The organism is Demequina rhizosphaerae (assembly GCF_000971255.1).
Classification (GTDB): domain Bacteria; phylum Actinomycetota; class Actinomycetes; order Actinomycetales; family Demequinaceae; genus Demequina; species Demequina rhizosphaerae.
In genome coordinates this window covers 69,816-90,757 of the sequence record NZ_BBMC01000005.1, presented here as the reverse complement: position 1 = coordinate 90,757, position 20,942 = coordinate 69,816, and the positions used below count along the sequence as shown (strand labels likewise).

Below are 20,942 nucleotides of genomic sequence, written 5' to 3'. Positions count from 1 at the left end.
TGTGGATCTTCGCCATTCGCTGTTGAGTAGACGCCGCCCCGTCGACCCTTCGTCCACAGGCCCCGCAGACGCCAACTGGTCGCTGCATTTCCGCGTTGGTACACGATGTGATTCGCCGGTGGAGGCCCTGCCCACTCGCTTAAGTAGGGCACGATGATGGCTACCGACACGGCCGCCCAATTGTGGGCGAGGGAGGCGGGCGCAGACGCCTCTTGCTCGGTGATCGGGCGCGCGCGCTCGCGCCCTGACCCGCTAGACGGTTCGTCCGCCTCGCCTGCGGGCGGAGGTTCTGGGGGGATCTGCATGTTTGACGTTTCCTCTCAGCGGGCTGCTGATCTGCGCGTCCTCCGTCTCGTACCTCCGGTGGATCCGCATAGTGCTCGAGTTGGCGACAGACCGCGGTGTAACCGTTGCATCGCGAATCGAGAGACTAATGTCATTGCCTGACATTTCCTTGAAGAGACGCGCCTCGATCGGTGCACTTGGTTGCGCTGCTCAGTCAGTTGAATCGTGGACTCTGCGTCTACAGGGGCAAACCGGGTAAGGGTCTGGTGACGGACCCGGTCCGTCTGGCACGATCGCACCGCTGCGACGCACGGTACGGCAGTAGCCGCACTGCGATGACTGAGGAGGCAGATGTACCTGGCAGGACAGACCATGATGTGGAGCGCCTCCGACGTTGTGCGCGCCGCCGAATGCGAGTACGCGACGCTGCGCCGCCTCGACGAGGTACGCGGTCGCTCGCCGCGCCTCGAGGCTGAGGCGGACGCGATGCTCGAGCGTGCCGGTGCACTCGGCGACCTTCACGAGGCCGACGTTCTCATGGACATGCGGGACGCGCTGGCGGAGGCCACGGGTCTGGCCGAGGAAGCTGTCGTGCGGACGTGGCGCCCAGGCGACGACGAAACGCTGCCCGCTGATGTCGCGTCGCGCATCGTCGCCATCGAGGCAGGCGCCGACGAACGCCGTCCGACGGCGGACGAGCTCGCCGCAGCCGCGAGGGTTTCACTCTCAGCGCTTGAGGCCGGAGCGGCGATCGTCTACCAGGCAACCGTCATGAAGGACGGCTTTCACGGCTTCGCCGACTTCCTGCTCCGTGAGGACGTCGCGCGCGGAGAGTGGACGCCGGACGCGAAGCCGCGCTACGTCGTCGCCGACTCCAAGGTCGCGCGCCACGTCAAGACCTCGGCCCTGCTGCAGATCGGTTCCTACGCCGCGGTCCTGCGCGACGCCGGTGTCGCCTTGGGAGACAGTGCGCGCGTGATCCTCGGTACCGGGGAGTACGAGGACTTCGCGCTCGGAGAAGTCGAGGCGGTCTCGCGGGCCGCGATGGCACGCTTCCAGGCCACGATGGCATCTCACGAGGTCACCGAAGCGCCGGTCGCCTGGGGCGACTACGCGATCGCCATCTGCGGCACGTGTGCGTACTGCGAGGATGCCATCGAGGCCAACGACGACCTGCTTCAGGTCGCCAACCTCCGTCGTCCGCAGCGCGCGAAGCTCCACGCCGCGGGTCTCACCACCGCTGCCGACCTTGCAGCCGCGACCGACGCCCCAGCCGGCATGAGCCGGGAGACGTTCGAGAACCTGCGATTCCAGGCCGCGATGCAGAAGGGTGCCGCGCCCCTCGGTCCGGACGGTGGCACGGTCGCGTACGTCAAGGCTGACGAGACCCACCACCTCAGCTGGAGCCTCATCAGCCGGAGCCGAATCGACGCGCTGCCCACACCCTCGGCGGGCGACGTCTACTTCGACTTCGAAGGCGACCCGCTGTGGCAGTCCACGGACACGGGCGAGTGGGGCATCGACTACCTGTTCGGCCTGGTGACGCGGCCCGAGGCGGAGGGCGCTGCGCCGCCGTTCACCGCGTTCTGGGCCCACGACCTGCGCCAGGAGAAGAGGGCCCTCAAGGACTTCATCGCCTTCGTCGAGGAGCGCCGCTCGGCGTACCCCGACATGCACGTCTATCACTACGCGCCATACGAGAAGACGCATCTGCTCTCGATCGCGATGCGCCACCAGGTGTGTGAGGACGTGGTGGACAGGCTGCTGCGCGAGGGGGTCTTCGTCGACCTGCTGCCCGTCGTGCGCGGCAGCCTGCGCATCTCGGCACCGTCCTACTCGATCAAGAAGCTCGAGCCGCTGTACATGGGCGACCACCTTCGCACGGGTGAAGTCACTGACGCGGCGACGTCGGTCAACGTGTACGCCGACTACTGTGCCGCCGTCGAGGCGGGGCACACAGAGGTGGCCGATCGGCTGCTCGCTGGGATCGCCGACTACAACGAGTACGACTGCGTCTCGACCCTCGAGCTCGATGCCTGGCTGCGCTTGCGGGCCGCCGAGTCGTCGATGCCGTACGTGGCGCCCGTGGAGCGGGCTCCCCGCGAGTCCAAGGACGATGCGGTAGAAGCCGAGATTTCTGTCGGGCCGTCCGTCGTCGACCAGATCCGCGATCTCGTGGATTCCCACGACGACGAGCACGGGGTCTCGGCCCGATCGGCAGACCTCCAAGCGCTCGCGATGCTGGGCGCCGCCGCGGAGTACGCCGATCGTGAGAAGAAGGTCTACTGGCAGGACCTCATCGGTCGGCTCCAGACACCGATCGACGAGTGGGGCGAGTCGCGTGAGCACATCCCGTTCGTGAGCGTTGGGGTGGTCGAGGAGTGGCACGACGCCACCAGGACCAAGACAGGCAAGAAGCTCACGCGCGTGCTCGAGGCCGAGGTCGATCTCCCCGCCGGAGCCAAGCTGGACTCGATCAAGTCGATGTACCCGGGCGGGACCGATCATCCCGGCTCGTGGGCACCCGACCTCGCGGAGTACGCGACCGGCGGCGGCTCCTTCAGCCTCGCGACCGACGACGACGGCGAGCCGTGGATCGAGCGGCGCGGCCCGCTCACGGTCCTGCGCCTGACCGAGCGCGCCGACACGGCACTGGCTCCGGAGGGCTGGTCCGACCGGCCGCTCGCGATCGTGCCGGGCTCGCCGCCCGACGCGACGGTGGTCCAGGACGCCGTCCGCGAGGTCGCCGCGCGGGCCCTCGCGGCGTACGGCGCGATCGGCGCGTGTGGAGAGTCCGCGGCGCTGTCCCTTCTGCGCCGAGCCGATGCAGCGCTTCCGGTGGTCGCCGGGCACGACTACGCCGGCGCGATCATCGACGCCCTTGCGCCCGCATCGTCCTGCGTGTCCGTGCAGGGTCCGCCGGGAACGGGAAAGACGTACACGGGTTCGCGCGTCATCGCCGCGCTCGTCGAGCACGGCTGGCGCGTCGGCGTGGTCGGTCAGAGCCACTCGACCGTCGAGAACATGCTCAAGGACGTCGCGAAGCTGCCTGACATCGACGCGAAGGCCCAGGTGTTCAAGGTCGGAGGGCCCAAGAACGTCGAACCTTGGACCTGGCTCGACAAGATCGACAAGCGCCCCGCACAGGGTGGCTACGTCATCGGCGCAACGGCCTGGGGATTCGCGAAGCTCGATGCGGAGGAGCTTGACCTGATCGTGGTCGATGAGGCCGGCCAGTACTCGCTCGCGTTCACCATCGCAGCGGGACGAGCCGCAGCGAGGCTCCTGCTGCTCGGCGACCCGCAGCAACTCGGCCAGGTGAGCCATGCGACGCACCCCGAGCATGTCGACGAGTCGGCGCTGTCGTGGGTGGCGGAGGACGGCCTCGTGCCCGAGCGCCGCGGCTACCTGCTCGACACCACCTACCGGATGCACAGCGCAGTCACGGCGCCGGTCTCGCGGCTGTCGTACCGAGGGAAGCTCCACTCCGCGCCCTCGACCGACGCACGGCGGCTCGAAGGGATCGGGCCCGGCCTCGAGGTGGTCATGCTCGATCACGCCGGCAACGCGACGTCGTCGGTCGAGGAGGCCGATGCGGTCGTCCGGCAGGTCGAACGAGTCATCGGGCGCGACTGGTTCGACGGCGAGACGACGAGGCCTATCGGCGAGGGCGACATCCTGGTCGTCGCCCCCTTCAACGCTCAGGTCGGGCTCGTCCGGGATCGCCTCGCGAAGGCAGGCTACGAGCAGATCGAGGTCGGCACCGTGGACCGCTTCCAGGGCCGCGAGGCGCCGGTGGCGATCCTGACGACGGCGACGTCGTCCCCCGCAGAGTCTCCACGGGGGCTCTGCTTCGTCATCGAGCGCAATCGCACCAATGTTGCGGTGTCGCGCGCGCAGTGGCTCGCGGTCATCGTCCGCTCGCGGAGTCTGACGGCGGCCATCCCGACGACGCCGGAGCCATTCGTCGAGCTCGGTGCGTTCGTGAGGCTCTGCGAGTCGGGGCTATCCGTTTCCGGCGACACGCGCGCCGTGGCCGCGTCCGCAGCGTCCGCCCTGGTGTGATCCGTACTCGGAGCGGAAGGAACTGCAGCGATGGACTATGCAAGCCTGAAGGCGCGCCACCGCGCTGAGCGGGTCGGGTACCCGACGTCGCTCACACTGCGAGTGCATCGTGCGTTGAGCTGGCTCGACCGCGCTGAGCGGTCGAGCGACGACAAGGACCTGCAGTTCATGCTCCTGTGGGTTGCGTTCAACGCCGCCTACGCACAGGACCTGACCGGCGACGGCTCGCAGAGTGAGCGCGAGCGGCTCCACTCGTTCCTCGGGCAGCTGTGCCGCGTCGACGGCAAGCGATTCGGCGAACTCGTTTGGCAGGAGTTCCCCGGCAGCGTGCGTGTCCTACTCGAGAACCAGTACGTGTTCCAGCCGTTCTGGGACTGGCGCAACGGACGCATCGAAGAGGACGAGTACAGGCGTCAGTTCGAAGGATCGCGGCGTGCCGCTGAGCGCGCGCTCGGAGAAGGGGACACGGAGGTGCTCCTCCAGATCGTCGTCCATCGACTTTGCACGCTCAGGAACCAGCTCGTGCATGGTGGCGCCACCTGGAACGGGGAGCTCAACCGAGACCAGGTGCGCGACTGTGCGGCAGTGCTGGGTCGCCTCGTGCCGCTCATCGTCGCGACGCTCATGGACCACCCCGGTGAGAACTGGGGGCCTGTCCATTATCCCGTCGTGGAGTGAGCAAGTCGTTGATCGGTCGGCGCCCGAAGGGCCGGGAAGCGACGGCTTCGCAGATGGACGTGGCAGATGCCGAAGACTGCGCCCGCTGCTGCCATCGCGGTGCCGCTGGTTGCCGGTCACTGTGGCGAAGATGACGCCGAACCGATATTCACTCGTGCGGGACGGTGTGAACCTCGGGATCGACCACCTCCGCCGCGCGAGGAAGCCGCTCGCCGCCAGATCGCACACGGCTCGGGCGCTGTAGCCGTCAACGTTTAGACCCAACTACTACTGCCGCCGAGCCGAGAACGAAGCCTTGAGGTCGTGCAATGTCAGCGCGTGTCGATAGCGTTGGCGACGGATTGCACCAGGCGCGAACACTAGGAGAAAGCATGCCTATGGGGCCCGAGTTGGCCTTCTTGATGAGTCCAGGTGCTGAAGACACCATCTCGCCGGACGGTTCGTACTACGCCATCAACTCCGGGGAGCGATTCTGGCTCGACGCTCACGGGCGGTATCACCGCGATCGAGACCTTCCCGCAGTCGTGTGCGACAACGGCGACAAATACTGGTTTCGTCACGGTGAACTGCATCGGGGTAACGACAGTCCCGCCGTGTTGCGGACGAGGCCAACAGGTGCGCGAGTTATGTGGGTCGTGCCGGACGGTTCTAGTAGCTATCCGAAGCTCGACAGCACCGGAACCGCGGTGCGTAAGGGCGGGCTGCCGTGCGAGCAGTCCTTTGAGGAGTACTGGGTCGATGGGAAGCGTTCGCGCTCGGGGGGAAAGCCAGCACGGTACTTTGCGGACGGTGTCCGCGAGTACTGGCTCGACGGCGTGCGCCACCGTGGGGGTGGCAAGCCCGCGGTTGAATACCCTAATCAGCTCAACGATCTGCGGACTCGTATCACTGGAGCGGCGTCGGGCTACAACGGGTTCCCGCACGGACCCGACGAGTATTGGGAGCGAGGGGCGCGGCACTCGACGGTGGAGGCGGCCCGCCGCCAATTTGGGTTCGCAGGCAACCTCACTGCGGGACTGGGAGAGTACTGGCTGGAGGGCACTCGCATGGACGAGTCTCGCTGGTTCGTCAACCGCAACTACCTGGACAGCTCGATTCGGGGGGAAATGCGGCTCGACCCCATGAACGATGGCGCGTGGGAGGCGCTTGTTGCTGCGGGTGCCATCGGGTTTGCTGCGGGGAGTGTCGAGCCTGAGGCCCTGGCCCTCGCATTGACGCTCCATCCGAACCCGTGAGTCGCTGGACGCAGCCCGTCCCCCAAGGTTGGCGTTGCGGATGTCGTTCTTGAGGGAGTTCGCGTGACCGAGTCCAAGCGCCGATCCGGGTGCAGGTCCCTGGCCGGGTTCCACCTGACGCGACGGGGGCGCCTTCGGTGCCCCGTGCATCGTCCGGTGCTGGAGTGCACGTGCGGCCATGACCATGGCGAGGCGGCGCCGTCGCCTGAGATCCAGGTCGCGTGGGACGACCTGGTCGCGGAGGTCGGGCGCATGAAGGGTGTGCGGGCGGACGCGGGGCTGTACGGTGACCTCCCGTCCGAGGCGGTCCAGGCGCTCGTCGAGGCGTATGCGCCGCGACTCGGCGGCGACAAGAACGGGACCTTCGACTGCGTGTGGCAGGCCCAGCAGGGCACCAAAGCATGCGCGCTAGACGACATGGTCAAGTACGACGAGGACGAGGCCTATCTCCAGTCGTTGACGCCCGACAGCGACGGTGTTGTGCAGATGGACGGGGTCGAGGTCTACCTCCACTACACGGAGACCCCGCACCCGAGCATCCCGACGACCGCGGCACGGATTGAACAGATCCGCGGCCTGCGCATCGGCGATGACCTCGCGTTCGATCAGACCATTCGCACAATGCTCGACCCGGCGGTCTTTGACCATCAGTCGGACAACTACGGACCCGCGCCGGAATCGCTCGTCGAGGTCGCCGCGATGAAGCAGCCCGTGATCCGCTACCTCTTCCAGGGACCCCGCTACGGCAAGTACATCGGACGGGACAAACAGCCGTTCTTCGTGCCGGCCGACGTGCTGCTCGCCCCGCGCGCGTGGCGAGTCGTCGGGATCGAGGAGCACGGAATCGCCTCCGACGCCTCCCTGCGTGACCTGTGGATCGTGCTGCGTGAGGTGACTGACCAGGCAGAGGGCGCGCCGACGTTGCCGGGCGCTGCTGAGGCGCGAGTTGCGACTACGCACGTGCTCGATGCTGGTGCTCGCGACGCGTAGCGGCACCAGCGCGAGGTGACGTCGGCGCGCGGTTCTGCGGCGCATCAGGGGGGACTGGTGCGCTCGCGCTCTTTCTTGGACGCGGTGTCAGACCCCTCGGGCATGCTTGGCGCACACATCGCTGAGAGGGGCTTGGCATGACGTTCTGGTGGAACTGGCGGAAGCAGACGGCTCTTGGGGAGGGGCTCGAGAAGCCCGCCGCCGAGATCGCGGTGGCTCAGGCGATTGACGCGGTGTTGCAGTGCGGCGAGGATTCGTCGACGGCGTTGTCGGATCGCACCTCGGAACTGCGTCGACGCGATGTCATCGTCGAGCTGCTCATGTGGGTCGAAGACGTGACCGACATCGTCGACGTCGTCGAGCTCGACGAGCTCATCCACGCGGCCCGACTGCCGCTTCCCACGAAGACCCATGAAGTCGTCGATGCTGTCAACGCCGCCGACCTGACGGCGATCGCGCTGCTTGCCGGAATCGAACGGTGCACGGTCCCTGACCTGCTCTTCCGGGTGGTCGTCGGGCTCAAGGGTGCGCGAGACAAGCTCGTGGCCGACAGCCGGTTCGTCTAGGCGCCACCGCTTTCGCTCGGCGCTTCACGGGTACCGACGTGCGTGTGCGCGTGGCTCAGCCGAGAAGCACGTGGGGATCTTGAGACAACGAGGGGCACGATGAACGAGGACAACTTCAGCACCAACCCGACGGCTGAGCAATTCGCAGCGGTCGCTGTGGCCGTGGCGGCCTACGAGCGAGCCGCGGGCTACGGGCGGCCGGGCACCGAGGGACGGCTCTCGGCGTGCGGGGTCGTGCTTGAGGAGGTGGCCGATGCGTTGCGCTGGACCGAGCCGTCCGTGGCGTGGCTCCAGGCGTGCTTCTGCGAAGCGCCGCCGGGGGACGCCGCGAAATTCGCGCTCGCGACGGCCGTCAGCGAGTGGCTCTGGCACCTTGAGCTCGAGCGGCGTGGAGATGTTCCGACGACTCGCGAGGACCTCGTCGAGGAGTTCGCAGACGACGCGGTGTGGGGTTTCGAGGTCGAGGGGGACGCAGCGGACGGCGGGCGTCGCGAGGTTGCGCTTCGCGTGAGCGAGGCGATCTCCCGCACGATCTATGGGCAGATCGCAGGCGATCTCGCGGCGCCCACCGAGCAGGCCACCCTGCTGTCGGTCACGGGGTGGTGGCGAGAGGCAGCACGCGCGGTGAATGAGTACGTCCGTGCTGAGCGCGTGCTCGAGGATCTGACCGCGGCTCGGGACACACACCTCGAGCTCGGCCTCGGCGAGACACAAGCGCACGCGATGGCGGTCGCGTTGGCGGAGCTCAAGGTTGCGGTGGACCAGAATCGGCCCGTCGACGTAGCGGCGTTGGGAGCGGGTCTCGCTGCCTTGGACACCGCGCGCCTCATCCGCGACGAGGGCAGCGAGTGCAGACACCAGGGCGGTCGATGCTTGCTGCCCGTGCTTCCGTGGACCGACCTTCTCGTGTGAATGGCGGCGCGGACGCCGTCGCTCTCGGATGCTCGTCCGCAGCGCGCCAGGCTCGATCGCCCGACGCGCCGCGCATCGAGCGTCAGTCCATCCAGTAGTCACGCCAGGGCACGTGGGGGCCGTGATCGAAGTCGGCGGCGAAGCCATCCGGATCCGCGCGATGCCACCGGACCGCGGCGTGGGTGTACATGCGCACACGTGCGCGCTCCTTGGCACGGTGCGTGACGCGGCCCCAGTGCCACTTGCTCGAAGCGACGTAGTACATGCATCCGTGGCCCCACCACTCGACGCGCGAGCGCGCGGGCAGGTCGATCCGGCACGAGGCCGGTGTGCACTGGTGCGCCGTGAGGCGGCGCTCCAGGGGATCCTGGGCGCGCACCCACTGAGGACGGTCCTTGTCTGTCCGGGACATGTTCGCTGCTTTCCGGCAGCCCGGGAAGTCTGAACGCCGCCTTGGCGCTCGCGATCGGGCTATCTTAAGCACCCGAATGTCAGCGTTTGCTGGCTCATCCCGTGTCCTCTCTCGTTCACGTACTCCCAACAATCCCGACCATACCGGTGGTGTCCGACAGGGCCCTCCCGTGGCTCGGCGCGGTGCTCAGGCGAGCGGCGCGCCCTCGACCGTCGCGAGCCACTCGACAACCTCCGTAGGGAGCTCCTCGACCTTCCGCAGCTCCTTGCATGCGCTCGACTGCACCCAGTAGAACGGCGGCTTGCCTGGGGTGTCGTCGGGCGCGAGAAACACGTGCTGCGAACCCGCGCGGAGCACCCACTCCTGGTTGTCGGCGCCGTCGACCTCGGAGTCGTGGAGGTATCGCTCGCCATCCCACCGCACAGGATGCGAGACCAGGCGTCGCAGCGGCTGCCACCGCGAGTCGAGACGCCCCGAGAAGCTGTCGACGCCCGAGACGCGCAGATGTCGAGGTGACGTTCCGAGCCGGGTGTCCACGTAGTAGCGCGAGGTCGACGTGACCGAACGCAGCTCGTAGAGCCCGGGCTCGACCAGGACCTCGACGCGGCTCAGCGGGCTCACGCGACCGCCCCCGCCGCCGGACCGTCGGTGAAGTCGACCTCGTCGGCGCCGCGGGAACGGTGACCTCCGGGCGGCATCTCGTCGATCACCTTGATCCGTTCGGCGACCCGTTGGGTCCACCCGTGCTCGTCCGGCCCCAGGAAACCGGGCACTCGGAAGGCGTACTCGTGGCGCGAGCCAACGCGCAGCGCCCAGTACCGCGAGTCGCCCGTCTCGATCTCGTCACGCGAGAGCTCGCGCGTCCCATCCCACAGGCGCGGACCCGACTCGACGGCGTCGAGGCCGACGCAGGAGTCGTCGTACGGCCCGTGGTCCGTACGGCCGGCCCCCGCCGCGCGCGTCCGCCGCGGCACCCGACCCCGGGTGTCGACGTAGTCGACGGTGCTCGACGAGCTCAGCACGCGCGCGAGCACCTTCTCCTTCTCCATATCGCGGCTCTCCACCTGCGTCACCATCGCGTCCCGCTCGCCACTCGTACGGCGGCCGTTCCTGTCCCGGCCACCTACCTGCGGTGACCCTAGCGCCGGTGTCGGACAGCGCATCGTCCCCGGACGAACCGCCGCGCTATCCGTACCGCGGCCTAGGCGCCGGCGAGCGCCTTCGCGACCCAGGACTCGGGCACCAGCTGATACCCGTGAGCATCGAGCCCGACATGGACCTGCAGCGTGCCCGCATGCGAGCGCGTGAGCTGCTCCTTCGAGTGCGTGTGCCCGTGGATCACGGGTACGCCAACGTCGCGCAGGCGGTGCCGCACGCCGCGATCGTCGCTGCGCGAGTCTCCGTCGTAGGGGAAGTGGGAGAGCATCGCGTCGACGCCGTTGACGGTGCGCATGCCGTGCGTGCCGACGGACTCGAACACGTCCCGGTACGGCGCCTCGGCGCGCTCGTAGCCCTTGAACATCGGGTGCGCCTCGTCGTGGTTGCCGAGGATGAGGCGCTTCCTGCCGGGGAGCGTCGCGATGCGATTGAGTGCGTACTCGTGGGCGCGCACCGTGAGATCGCCGAGCACGTACACGATGTCCTCGTTGTCCACGACGTTCCACCATGCGCTGCAGATCGCCTCGTCGTGCTCGTGGGTGGACGCGAAACCGCGGACGTCCGCGACGAGCTGGTGGCGCAGGTGCAGGTCGGACGTGAACCAGATCGACGGAGCCATGGCTGAGACCCTACCGCTGGCGGCAGACAGCCCGAGATGTCGGACACGCTGTCAGACCCCCTCGCCATACTGGCTGGCAGTCATCAAGATGAGGGGGAGCGATGTCCTGGGGAGCCATCACGTTCGAGGGGTGTGAGGTCGACGGCTGGCATCTGGCCGATGCCGAGGTGCGGGCGTGCGCCTGGTGCTCGATCGGCAACAGCGGGGTCGGCAAGGCGCGTCCCGAAGCGGTGACGGTGATCCGTGAGATCCCGTTCGACATCAGGGACCCCGACAAGGACCTCCAGCAGGTCTCGATGGTGCCCTGCTACGGCGTCCACCGGGCCGACGGGTTCCCCGCGGACTTCGGCCCCCGTGACGAGTGCTACTACTGGTTCGGCCAGGACGAGGACACCGAGACCTACCTCTGGTGGTGGCTCAACGAGCGCGGCCCCGTCGCGCGCAACAACCCCGAGGCGCTCGCCTGGCTCGCCGAGAAGGCTGGCGCCTGCCTCGATCCTTCGGTGATCGACAGCGGGCCCACCCAGCCGTTCCGGGACGTCACCGCGGAGGACATCGCCCACGCGACCTCGCTCTATCCGGACCCCGCCCCCCACCGCTACCCCGACGACCGCGCGGGGGTGGAGCCGCGACACTCTGCGCACCCCGAGGTACTGCTGGACGGGGTGCGCGACGACGTGCGCGTCACGTACGACCCCCTGCTGGTGCAGCGCCGCATCCACATCGACTGGGACTACTCCGTCGGTTCGCAGCTTGGTGACGCGACGCGCGACGCGCGCCGCGACATCTTCCACGACCTTGTGGTCGAACTGGGCGTTCCTCTCACGCAGGGGGTGGACGATGCGCGGGTGCGCGGCCTCTACGCGGCCGCGGGGGGCGAGGTGGCGGTGGGCCTGGCGGAGAGCGACGTGGCCCGTGTCGCCGTGCTGCGCCACCGCTACGGGACGATGCTCCGCTGGGCCGGGCTGGCGCCGTCGCCTGACGGGATGGGGGACGCTGCGGACGTGCCGCTGCCCGACCCGAGCATCGTCCATCCGGGCGAGCGGGCCCTCGAGTACATGGCGCGGCTCATCGCGAACGGCGTCGACGTGCCGACCGCGCGCCAGCTCGGAACGCGCGTCGCGATCGAGAACGGATTCGCGGCGCTCACGTTGCACATCATCGGCTGGGACGAGCGGATCGACGCCTGCTGGAACGAGGCGCTGCGTCGGCTCCGGAACGGGGGCGACGCGCACCTGTTCATGGACGTGGTGACGCGCTCCGACCGGGGATGGTGGAACGTGCCTTCGGCCGAGCCGTGGTGGGAGAGGGAGCCCACCCAGTGAGCGCGATCCACGTCGACGTCGAGCTCGCGAAGCTGCGCAAGGCCGTCGACGCGTTCGAGGACGCCGCCGGCTACGGCGACGCCCGCCCCGGCTGGCTGCACGGTTGCGGGCGACGGCTCCTGCGGCTGGCGTGGGAGAGCCAGGCCGCCCTGAGCCTCCTGGAACGCCATACCGCCGCCAACGGCTTCGACCGGCCCGAGCGGTTCGACGCGGTGTGGGCACGGTGGTGGCTGGCGACGGCGATCGCAGGGTTCTTCACCCGAGAACGTCGAGAGGTCCCTCGGCTCGCAAATGCCGCCCGTGACGAGCTCGCCGCACGCGGCGATTGGCGACGTTCGGCGATTGCGGCTCAGATCGCGATCGCCGCATCTGACGTCATCGCGGGCGAGATCGCGAGCGGCCTTGCCGCGGGTCCCATGGAGCGGGAGCTCGGGGTCGAAGTGACTGGTCGGTGGCTCGGCATCGCGCAAGCGCTCGGCGACGGCGCGCTCACGCGCGATCTCGTCGACGTCGAGTTGGACAACTGGAGGGCGGAGCACTGGGCGCCAGCACGTGAGCTATCGCATCGGTCGAAGTCTGGGGAAGCCGCCGGCGGGTTCCGCCAGCCCGACGGTGGCTGCGACTGCGAGCAGAACGATGGATGGTGCCACGCACCCGTGCTCGCGTCGACCCCGCTGTCCTTTGCGCTTGCGTGGATCGAGGAGGGCTAGACCCGATGTCAGACCCCCTCTCTAGTCTCTGACCTACCAGGAAGGACAGCGGCGACAACGAGGATCGCCGCGCAAGAGAAGGGGGAACGACCATGAAGGTCGGACTGCTGGGGGACACGCACGGCAATGAGGCGTGGATTCGTCACGCGCTCGACGAGTTCGCCAAGGCGGGGCTCGACACCATCATCCAGGTGGGGGATCTGGGCGTCTGGTCGGGGCCCTTTGCCGGGAAGATGTGGAACCGGATCGACGAGCTGCTCGCGAGCCACAGCCAGACGATGTTCGTCGCTCCGGGCAATCACGAGGACTACGACCGCATCGATCGGCTCAAGTCGCGCGACGACGGCTGGCTGCGATTCCGGCACCGTATCCTGCTCGCGCCGCGCGGGCACCGGACCGAGCTGGGTGGCCGCACGTTCGTCTGGCTCGGCGGCGCGGGAAGCGTCGACCGCAGCTGGCGTCGTTACCTCGAGTCGAGGACCGGCCAGAAGACGTGGTGGCACCAGGAGGAGATCACCTTCGCCGACGTCGACGCGACCGCTGCCGGCGGCCATGCGGAGGTCATGGTCGCTCACGACGCTCCCCACGGCGTTCCGTCGATCGAGCGACAGCTTGCGGGCAATCCGCACGACTTCTATCGCGACGACCTTCACTACGCGTACCAGGTGCGCAGCCGCTTCACGGAGGCGTTCGAGGCCGTGAATCCGCGCCTGCTGCTGCACGGCCACTACCACTTCGCGGTCGACGAGCTCGTGGAGTTCGACGGATTCCGCTCGCATGTGTTCGGCCTGTCTCTCGACGGGGACCCGCTCTCGCTCGGTGTGCTCGACCTCGACACGCTCGAGCCCGGCTTCCTGGGCGGAGATCTGCCATGACCGTGAACACCGACATGAACGAGGGGTGCTGACCATGCGGATCGACCTGAAGGAGCTGGCCCGGGCCGAGCAGGAATGGGCCGTGGTGACGGAGCCGGACGGCGACGGCGCGACCACCATGGATCGTGACGGACATCGCGTCCGCTGGAGCGACGCGGGCGCCGCGTTCGCGGCCACCGAGTCGGATGACGATCGGGAGCGGGCGCACGCGCTGGTGTGCGCGCAGTGGTTCATCGACAGTGTGGCGGGCGCCGCGCATCGTTCCTCCCGGCCGCGCCCCGTCCCCACCCATCCGGTGCCGAAGCCGCCGAAGAAGCTGAAGGTGAACCGGCGCGCGTGCCTGTGCCACAGTGCGAACGGTGGACGGAAGCGCACGCATCCGACCCGCGACGCGGCGAACGCGGCCGCGCTTGCGATGTCGGCCAAGGGCGGCGCGACCATGAACGCGTTCGAGTGCCCCGGAGGAACGGGCTTCCACGTCGCGACGAGTGTGGCGGACAAGCGAGCCCGTGCGGCGCTCGCGGTGCCGCGGCACGAGCGTGGAGGGCACCGATGACCGGTGCCGCCGCGCGTCCGCTCCTGCTCCTCGACTTCGACGGCGTGCTCAACATCGATGCGTCGCGCGGCGCATACAAGAAGAACCCGGCGGTGCCGCGTCACTGGCAGCAGAAGCTGCTCCACGCGGACGGCATGGCGTATCGGGTCCGCTACTCGTGGGAAGTGGTGCGACGCCTCAACCACATGCGCGTCGCCTACGGATTCGAGTGGCTGTGGCTCACGACGTGGCGCGAGCACGGCCCGCAGACGATCCGCCCGGCGCTCCGAACCCTCGACGACGGCCACATCGCGTGGAATGCATCCGACGGCCAGGGGCACCGGGGCTACGAGCGGGATCCGAACGGCGCGGCCAAGACCGCACACGTCGAATGGATCAATGGCGACGAGGCGCGGCCGTTCGTGTGGATCGACGACGAGGCCGTCCGGTGGTTCGACCCGTCGCGCCTCCGCACGCCCGTGGAACACCTCGCCGTGCAGACGGACCCCATGTGGGGACTCACCAACGACGACCTGGATCGCGTCGAGGAGTTCTTTGCTGCGCATCCGTCGCACGCCGGGCCGGGGGAGCAGAGCTGAAGGGCGCAGGAGTCAGCAGGGAGATTCTGGGATTCGCGCATGCGCCGCGAGTCTCACGTCAGTCCGACGCTATTGGAGCCCGGTGGCGATGCAATCGCCACGGCTCGTGACGAGAGAGGGGAAACTTGGGTGGATGAGGTGAAGGACGAGCGCAAGGAGGGGCTCAAGCTGCCGTGGGGATGGTTCACCGATATCGGCGTGCATCGTGAAGTGTCGGCCCACGAGACGCGAGAGGACCCGACCTACGTCGAGCGCTCCTTCGTGATGCGCGTGACCGAGCAGATGTACGTGGTTCTCTTCGACGACTACTACGTGATCGATGCCGACGAGGGCTTTGCGATCCACCGGGACGTCGGCTCCGCCGTCCTCGACGGACCCGAGTTGTCGCCCGAGGTTCACGACTACGTGACGGTCTGGCACAACAGCATGCTTCCGACGGTCCACGCGACGAAGGGCGATGCCGACGAGGCGATGATCCAGGCCGCGAATCGCGAGTGGACGGGGGAGGACCTCGTCGCTGCGACGGTGGACAAGGAGAACCCCGGAGAGATTGTGGACTGGATCCGGCTCGGTCGCATCTGCGAGGCCGCGGGAGTCGACCCGCGCTTCATCAGCCTCGACGACATCGCCACGGTGGTGCGCGCCCTCACCCGGCAAGGGGAGATCGCGGCGCTCACGCGCCAGGTCGAGGGCGACCCGCTGGCCGGCTACCGTGCCTTCCCGCTCGACGAGGTGAACGTCATCAACGAACCCGGCATGTACCGCATTCGCACGGAGTCGACCGCCGTGTACTACGTCGACACGCGCGGCGAGGGGCGCGCGCGCATGATGCGCGATCCGGGTGACAGCCCCCATTCGCGCGCGTCGTGGGACGGCACGTGGGTCCCGCTCATTGGCGTGACGGCGGGTCCCATCGTCGAGATCGACGGGCGTGTCCTCGCCGACGGCGAGGTCGATGCCACGGACGTGCGGAGCTGGGTGCTCCGCGTGGGGTCGCGTCATGAGTACATCGCCGATCCTGCCGGAGGACTGGTCGGGGACTACCGCACGTGGATGCAGCGTGTCTGCACGCATATCGACCGGCTTCCCGCCGATCCGATCGACTGACCTGATGATCCGGCGGCGGCCGGTGGGGGAGACCCTGCCGGCTGCTCGCCGTTGCACGCCTACGCGCGTGGGAATCGCCCGGGCCGACGTCGGTTGGTGCTCCCGCGTCGCCGCCGTGCGGCGCGCCTCCCTAGACTGGAGGCAAAGCAAGAAAGCGTGGATCTGTGTCCAGTGCACCGGCACCCGCACACGGCGAGCATTCTCAAGACCGCCGCGGGGGTCTCGCGCAGCCTCAACTGCTCCGCGGCGAGGACTACGTCGCCGACGCGACTCGCCGCATCCACGATGCCAAGCGGCGCGTACTGCTGACGACGTTGACCATCGCGCACGACCACCGCACGGACGACCTCATCGAGGCGCTCGTGTATGCGGCGCGGCGCGGGGTCGAGGTGTCCGTCGCTGCCGATGTCTTCACCTATGCGGATGCCGCAGGCACGTTCCTTCCCACCGGCTACCGCACCAAGCTGTGGCGCGCCTCCGACACTCTGGCCTCGAAGCTCATCCACGCAGGCGTGCACTTCTCCTGGCTGGGACGTGAGAAGGGACTGCCGTGGCGGGGCCGCACGCACACGAAGTTCTGCGTGGTGGACGACACCGCCTACGCGTTCGGCGGGGTCAACCTCGACCGCAAGGGCGTCGAGAACACCGACTTCATGCTCCGCATCGCCGATGCGCGTCTCGCCGACGACCTGGAGACCGTTTACCACCAGATCCAGCACATGAACGTGCATGAGCGCGGGCACGATTCGCTCGTGTACCGGTACGGCGCCGACCGGGTGCTGGTGGACGGCGGCATCCCCGGCGACTCGATCATCTACCGCCGGGCGCTGTCGCTGGCGCGGCAGTCGGACCGGGTGCTTCTCGTGTCCCAGTACTGCCCCACGGGGGAGCTCGGCAAGGTCATCAGCGAACGTGAGAACGAGCTGTGGTTCAACCCTCCGCGCAACGCCAGCCCCGCGAATCGCGTGCTCATCGCCTCCTCGATGCTGTGGACCGGCCACCGCTCGATGTACACGAGGCAGCGCTACCTGCACGCCAAGGCGATCGTCTTCTTCCGCGAGGATGGCGCGCGAACGGCGATCACCGGTTCGCACAACTTCGTGGAGGGCGGCGTGCGTCTCGGTACGCGAGAGATCGCGATGGAGACCAGGCGCCCCGAGACGATCGCGCAGATCCTGGACTTCCACACGCGCTACGTCCGCGGCGAGGGCGAGGACTGAGCGCGGCGACGTCGGGCATACATCCACCCCGAAGGGCGCCACTCGCGAATACATCCCCTGCACGCGGAGCAGTAGGACTGCGGGTGTTTCATGCCCCGGGTGCGCCAACGCGCTAGGGCGTCTTGCGTACTGCGCGATAGACGGAGTAGCCGCACAGCGCGAGAGTTGCCCCCACCACGAACGCCATGCCCACAATGTCGACAAGCGCTAGGCCACAATGCGGGGGCTCGCCGCTCGGCGTTGTTCTTGCGAGGCATGTGTACGCCGAGAGTCGGGTGTAAGCAGTGAACCCGCCGACAAGCGAGCCGATCGCGGCAGCACTCCATCCCCAGCGCATGATGACCCCAGTCTGTTCGAGCGTTTCGGAGCCCAGTACAACGAGACACTAGCGATCTTGTCGGACCGTAGCAGGCACCATGAAGTTTTGGGCGCCCCTCTGAGGATGGAAACCCTCATCACGCGTGGATCTACTTCCATCTCCAATGGAGCAACTCGTCAGTACACCCGTCAGATTCGGTCATGGCAAAGAAGGCCGCACGGGTCGCGCAACGCCGACTGGAGCTGGATTTCGCGCGGCAACCGAAAGCGCCGTGCTGCAAGCGTTGTCGGAGCCGATCGGTATATTCGGCGACGGTAACCGCACTGCTGATTAGATAAGGATTGCCGTTGAGGACTGAAGCGCAGGGACTCGGTGACTGGGGTGAGCGAGAAGTCGCGCTCAAGGTGCCGTGTCAGATTTGCCATCGCAAGAAGCTGACTCCGCTTGAGGACAGCTTCCCTTCACTGGATCTCATATGCAAGGGCTGCGGCAGCTATCTCGCTCAGGTAAAGACGGTCACTGTGGCGGCTTCCAAGGTCAACGTGCGACCCTCGCTGATCCGTGGAGCGGGCTGGAATCCTCTCCAGACTCAGATGGCGATCGGTTCCATGCGCGACCTCTATGTCGTGGGTGCGATCAAGGGCGAGGCAGGGCATGAACTTGCGTGGATCGACCGCGTCCCGGGTCCGGCGTTGCTCGCCAACGCACACATTTACGAGAAGCGAATCGCGAAGATTCACGGTGGCAAGCGTCTTCACCCGATGTTCAACATTCGACTTGGTGACCTGCCTGCGGCCTGTCTCATCACGGTCTTTGGTGAGCCCCCGGAGGCATAGCGCTTACGGTCCACGAGTGTTCGGAGGCGGGCTGCGCGCTACATCACGTGGCTCCGGAGAGTCACCAAAGCGCGCGCAGCATCGTTTGCCGAGCGTGTAGGGACATGCGCGCTATGAGCACTCATTCAAGTCAACGCGCTTCGCAAAGAGATGCGGATCCGGCTCTGAAACGGGATACTCGACGTGATCGCCGGACTTGGCGGTCGAGCAAGGCCTCATTGACACTGGCGGAAACTCCGTAGCGCAGCACTAACCCGAATGGAGTCCTGCTGCGCCCTCCGCCCGGCTCGCATTCGACACCCGGCGGCGTACGACGGAGCATCGAGAGGTGAGGCACCTCTGGAGGAAGCAGCATGCCGGCATCGTCGCCGTCCTGCTCGACGTCGACGGCGTCGTGAGTCCGTTCCCGTCGACGCCGGCGAACCGCGCGCACTGGCCCGCGGACTCGTGGCGGTGCTTCCTGTTCGGGGGTGTCTACGAGGTCGAGTGGTCGTCCGCGCTGGTGGACCGGCTGCGCGCGATCGCCGCGACCCCAGGCGTCGCGATGCGCTGGTGCACCACCTGGCAGGACCGTGCTCCCGAGGTCCTGGGCCGCGAGATCGGGCTCGGCACCGACTGGCCCTGGCTCGAGGACTCCGGCGGGGCGTTCGCGGTCTCGCCCGGGTGGTGGAAGGCGCAGCGCGCCCGGGAGGCGCTCGAGGAGTTCGGCGCGGTCGTCTGGGTCGACGACTTCATCCAGGGCTGGCTCGAGGCGCGCGAGGAGCTCGATGAGCCCGGCCCCCGCTGGTGGGACACCGAGCGGCTGCTCATGATCAGTCCAGATTCGGAGCGGGGCCTCGAGCCCGCTCACCTCGACGCAACGGATCGCTTCATCGAGCGCGCGCTCGCTGGGTGACGCGCCGCCGGCGCGAGGCGCGACGCCCCTCAGCTCCGCAGAATCCTGTCAGGAGGGAGCCGCCACCTAGATCTGCGGCTCGTCCTCGAACTCGTCGAAGTCAGCGTCCGCACGCTCCCCGACGACGTCGACCTCGACCTCGTCCTCGACCACGACCACCTCGTCCGGCCCGCGGAACACCAGGAACACCGCCGCCGCGAGCCCGAGCACCACGGTCCCGAAGACCACGTCCCAGACGTTGAGCGGCCGCAGCGTCGCCGCCAGCAGCGCGAGCACGAACGCCAGCCACAGCCACAGCAGCCAGCCCATGCGCCTCAGCACGAGCCCCACGCCCTCCGGGCGCCAGCCCCGCGCGTCCAGCGCCCCAGAACCGCGCGCGAGCCACGACGACCCCGCTCCGCGCGCGCCCGAACCCAGCGACGAGCCGCCCGCGAAGATCCCCGCCAGGATCAGCACCGCGCCCAGCACCACGTACGCGAGCATCACCGCCGCGGTCTCGCCCGTGAGCTGGCCGTAGATGGCGTTCGTGGCATCGGTCGGCACCTCCGTCGCGATCATCGCGGCCGCGACGGACCCGCCGATCGCGATCGCACCGGCCAGCAGCGCCCCCGTCACCAGCAGAAGTGTGCCCGCGACGATGATCGCGCGCGGCCGGCGCGGGTGCACCACGACGCCCACGATGAGCAGCAGCAGCGCGACCCACGGCAGCACGTTCCCGGTGGTGGTGAGCACCGAGTACCCCAGCCGCGCCTTCGCGATCGCCGGCACCTCCGCGACCGTGATGCTCGCGTCCACCTCGGGGATCGAGTCGGCGAGCGTGAAGCCCGCGTCCACGAGCGCCGGCTTGAGCTGCGCGATGATCGGCGCGAGCTGGATCGACACCACACCGGTGTCGTCGATCGACACGGCGCCCTCGGCGTCCGCCTCCATCACCGCGACCAGCTGCTTGTGGGTGAGCCGCAGCGCCTCCTCCCACACCGTGGCGAACGCGTCGGACTGCACCACGGTCGTGAGCGCGCTGCGGATCGCGACCCGCGCCTGGTCCGCGAGCAGCGGACCGAGCAGGTCGGACGCGTTCGCCAGCCGCGGCGTCGAGTTCTCGTCGATCACCTGCGAGAGCAGCTCGTTCACCAGCGCATCGGTGTCGAGCGCCTGGTCGATCGCGTCCGTCGCCTCGTCGACGATGAGCGCCTGCACAGCCGGGTCCTGCGCGAGCGGCGCGAGCGTGCCCACGAACGCGTCGGTGTCGCTCGCCTCGCGCGCCGCGAACGCCGCGACCGTCGACACCGGCGCCAGCAGCGTCGCGATCACGATGAGCAGGATCCCCAGGAACGCCCGGCCACGATGCCGGGGCGCGGGCACGACCGTGACCGTCGCCGCCGGCCCGGAGGCGGGCGCCGCCGCGCGCAGCGTCGCGTTCTCCTCGAGCGCCCCGCGCAGGCGCGCGTTCTCCGCCTCGAGCTCGGCGAGCCTCGCCTCGATCTGCGCCTTCGTCGGTCCAGCCATGACCCCTCCTCGCGATGCACGCGGCGCGCCACCGAAACCCCTGGTGAGACGCCTTCCCCCATCTGAGCGTAGGGCCCGGGACGGCCCCGGCGCAC

The 20,942-nt window shown here is 68.3% G+C and carries 20 protein-coding genes; 15 read left to right on the top strand and 5 right to left on the bottom strand.

Annotation, left to right across the window (positions count from 1 at the left end; genetic code table 11):
- Positions 1-636: 636 nt before the first annotated feature.
- The 6 genes from AOM07_RS08475 to AOM07_RS08450 all read left to right on the top strand — a co-directional run bounded on the left by AOM07_RS08475 (position 637) and on the right by AOM07_RS08450 (position 8,731).
- Complete coding sequence (locus tag AOM07_RS08475; protein ID WP_084830206.1) at positions 637-4,350, top strand: TM0106 family RecB-like putative nuclease; 3,714 nt, start codon at positions 637-639, stop codon at positions 4,348-4,350.
- Between the two features lie 30 nt (positions 4,351-4,380).
- The gene (locus AOM07_RS08470; RefSeq protein ID WP_062312786.1) at positions 4,381-5,028 is read left to right on the top strand and encodes a HEPN domain-containing protein; all 648 of its coding nucleotides are present in this window, start codon (positions 4,381-4,383) and stop codon (positions 5,026-5,028) included.
- A gap of 371 nt (positions 5,029-5,399) precedes the next feature.
- A complete protein-coding gene (locus AOM07_RS08465) occupies positions 5,400-6,263 on the top strand; it encodes a hypothetical protein (protein ID WP_156171887.1) in 864 nt (287 codons plus the stop codon).
- Between the two features lie 63 nt (positions 6,264-6,326).
- Positions 6,327-7,253: a hypothetical protein gene (locus AOM07_RS08460; RefSeq protein WP_156171886.1), complete on the top strand. Its 927-nt coding sequence runs from the start codon at positions 6,327-6,329 to the stop codon at positions 7,251-7,253.
- A gap of 137 nt (positions 7,254-7,390) precedes the next feature.
- Complete coding sequence (locus AOM07_RS08455) at positions 7,391-7,819, top strand: hypothetical protein (protein WP_062312781.1); 429 nt, start codon at positions 7,391-7,393, stop codon at positions 7,817-7,819.
- A gap of 99 nt (positions 7,820-7,918) precedes the next feature.
- Complete coding sequence (locus tag AOM07_RS08450) at positions 7,919-8,731, top strand: hypothetical protein (protein WP_062312779.1); 813 nt, start codon at positions 7,919-7,921, stop codon at positions 8,729-8,731.
- An 82-nt stretch (positions 8,732-8,813) separates the two neighbouring features.
- On the opposite strand, the gene AOM07_RS08445 is transcribed toward AOM07_RS08450, so the two are convergent.
- The 4 genes from AOM07_RS08445 to AOM07_RS08430 form a co-directional block, all read right to left on the bottom strand.
- Entirely contained in the window at positions 8,814-9,143 is a 330-nt protein-coding gene (locus AOM07_RS08445; RefSeq protein WP_156171885.1) for a hypothetical protein, read from the bottom strand.
- A gap of 186 nt (positions 9,144-9,329) precedes the next feature.
- Positions 9,330-9,764 (bottom strand): hypothetical protein, encoded by a 435-nt coding sequence (locus tag AOM07_RS08440; RefSeq protein WP_062312775.1) that lies wholly within the window; start codon positions 9,762-9,764, stop codon positions 9,330-9,332.
- Positions 9,761-10,207 (bottom strand): hypothetical protein, encoded by a 447-nt coding sequence (locus tag AOM07_RS08435; protein WP_156171884.1) that lies wholly within the window; start codon positions 10,205-10,207, stop codon positions 9,761-9,763. Before AOM07_RS08435 ends, AOM07_RS08440 begins: the two co-directional genes overlap by 4 nt.
- A 137-nt stretch (positions 10,208-10,344) precedes the next feature.
- Complete coding sequence (locus AOM07_RS08430) at positions 10,345-10,920, bottom strand: metallophosphoesterase family protein (RefSeq protein ID WP_062312771.1); 576 nt, start codon at positions 10,918-10,920, stop codon at positions 10,345-10,347.
- Between the two features lie 101 nt (positions 10,921-11,021).
- On the opposite strand from AOM07_RS08430, the gene AOM07_RS08425 reads away from it, so the two are divergent.
- The 9 genes from AOM07_RS08425 to AOM07_RS08385 all read left to right on the top strand — a co-directional run bounded on the left by AOM07_RS08425 (position 11,022) and on the right by AOM07_RS08385 (position 19,341).
- The gene (locus AOM07_RS08425) at positions 11,022-12,245 is read left to right on the top strand and encodes a hypothetical protein (protein WP_062312769.1); all 1,224 of its coding nucleotides are present in this window, start codon (positions 11,022-11,024) and stop codon (positions 12,243-12,245) included.
- A complete protein-coding gene (locus AOM07_RS08420; RefSeq protein ID WP_062312767.1) occupies positions 12,242-12,955 on the top strand; it encodes a hypothetical protein in 714 nt (237 codons plus the stop codon). The genes AOM07_RS08425 and AOM07_RS08420 overlap by 4 nt, the downstream gene beginning before the upstream one ends.
- A 92-nt stretch (positions 12,956-13,047) precedes the next feature.
- Entirely contained in the window at positions 13,048-13,830 is a 783-nt protein-coding gene (locus tag AOM07_RS08415) for a metallophosphoesterase family protein (RefSeq protein WP_062312765.1), read from the top strand.
- 34 nt (positions 13,831-13,864) lie between these two features.
- The gene (locus tag AOM07_RS08410; RefSeq protein WP_156171883.1) at positions 13,865-14,386 is read left to right on the top strand and encodes a hypothetical protein; all 522 of its coding nucleotides are present in this window, start codon (positions 13,865-13,867) and stop codon (positions 14,384-14,386) included.
- Positions 14,383-14,964 (top strand): HAD domain-containing protein, encoded by a 582-nt coding sequence (locus tag AOM07_RS08405; RefSeq protein ID WP_062312761.1) that lies wholly within the window; start codon positions 14,383-14,385, stop codon positions 14,962-14,964. Before AOM07_RS08410 ends, AOM07_RS08405 begins: the two co-directional genes overlap by 4 nt.
- Positions 14,965-15,102: 138 nt before the next feature.
- On the top strand, positions 15,103-16,071 hold the full coding sequence (locus tag AOM07_RS08400) for a hypothetical protein (protein WP_156171882.1): 969 nt from the start codon (positions 15,103-15,105) through the stop codon (positions 16,069-16,071).
- Positions 16,072-16,235: 164 nt separating this feature from the next.
- On the top strand, positions 16,236-17,291 hold the full coding sequence (locus AOM07_RS08395; protein ID WP_082101643.1) for a phospholipase D-like domain-containing protein: 1,056 nt from the start codon (positions 16,236-16,238) through the stop codon (positions 17,289-17,291).
- A 666-nt stretch (positions 17,292-17,957) separates the two neighbouring features.
- Positions 17,958-18,446 carry a hypothetical protein gene (locus AOM07_RS14730; RefSeq protein ID WP_156171881.1) on the top strand — a complete coding sequence of 163 codons (489 nt, stop codon included), beginning with the start codon at positions 17,958-17,960 and terminating at the stop codon, positions 18,444-18,446.
- Between the two features lie 328 nt (positions 18,447-18,774).
- On the top strand, positions 18,775-19,341 hold the full coding sequence (locus tag AOM07_RS08385; protein WP_062312753.1) for an HAD domain-containing protein: 567 nt from the start codon (positions 18,775-18,777) through the stop codon (positions 19,339-19,341).
- Between the two features lie 66 nt (positions 19,342-19,407).
- Here AOM07_RS08385 and AOM07_RS08380 read toward each other — a convergent pair whose 3' ends face one another.
- Positions 19,408-20,847, bottom strand: a complete 1,440-nt coding sequence (locus AOM07_RS08380) for a hypothetical protein (RefSeq protein WP_062312751.1) — start codon at positions 20,845-20,847, stop codon at positions 19,408-19,410.
- Positions 20,848-20,942: the final 95 nt, after the last annotated feature.

Coding starts and splice junctions, on each gene's coding strand:
- AOM07_RS08465 (WP_156171887.1), top strand. CDS start 5,400: ATGCCTATGGGGCCCGAGTTGGCCTTCTTGATGAGTCCAGGTGCTGAA.
- AOM07_RS08380 (WP_062312751.1), bottom strand. CDS start 20,847: ATGGCTGGACCGACGAAGGCGCAGATCGAGGCGAGGCTCGCCGAGCTC.
- AOM07_RS08470 (WP_062312786.1), top strand. CDS start 4,381: ATGGACTATGCAAGCCTGAAGGCGCGCCACCGCGCTGAGCGGGTCGGG.
- AOM07_RS08450 (WP_062312779.1), top strand. CDS start 7,919: ATGAACGAGGACAACTTCAGCACCAACCCGACGGCTGAGCAATTCGCA.
- AOM07_RS08425 (WP_062312769.1), top strand. CDS start 11,022: ATGTCCTGGGGAGCCATCACGTTCGAGGGGTGTGAGGTCGACGGCTGG.
- AOM07_RS08445 (WP_156171885.1), bottom strand. CDS start 9,143: ATGTCCCGGACAGACAAGGACCGTCCTCAGTGGGTGCGCGCCCAGGAT.
- AOM07_RS08415 (WP_062312765.1), top strand. CDS start 13,048: ATGAAGGTCGGACTGCTGGGGGACACGCACGGCAATGAGGCGTGGATT.
- AOM07_RS08475 (WP_084830206.1), top strand. CDS start 637: ATGTACCTGGCAGGACAGACCATGATGTGGAGCGCCTCCGACGTTGTG.
- AOM07_RS08410 (WP_156171883.1), top strand. CDS start 13,865: ATGCGGATCGACCTGAAGGAGCTGGCCCGGGCCGAGCAGGAATGGGCC.
- AOM07_RS08430 (WP_062312771.1), bottom strand. CDS start 10,920: ATGGCTCCGTCGATCTGGTTCACGTCCGACCTGCACCTGCGCCACCAG.
- AOM07_RS08405 (WP_062312761.1), top strand. CDS start 14,383: ATGACCGGTGCCGCCGCGCGTCCGCTCCTGCTCCTCGACTTCGACGGC.
- AOM07_RS08455 (WP_062312781.1), top strand. CDS start 7,391: ATGACGTTCTGGTGGAACTGGCGGAAGCAGACGGCTCTTGGGGAGGGG.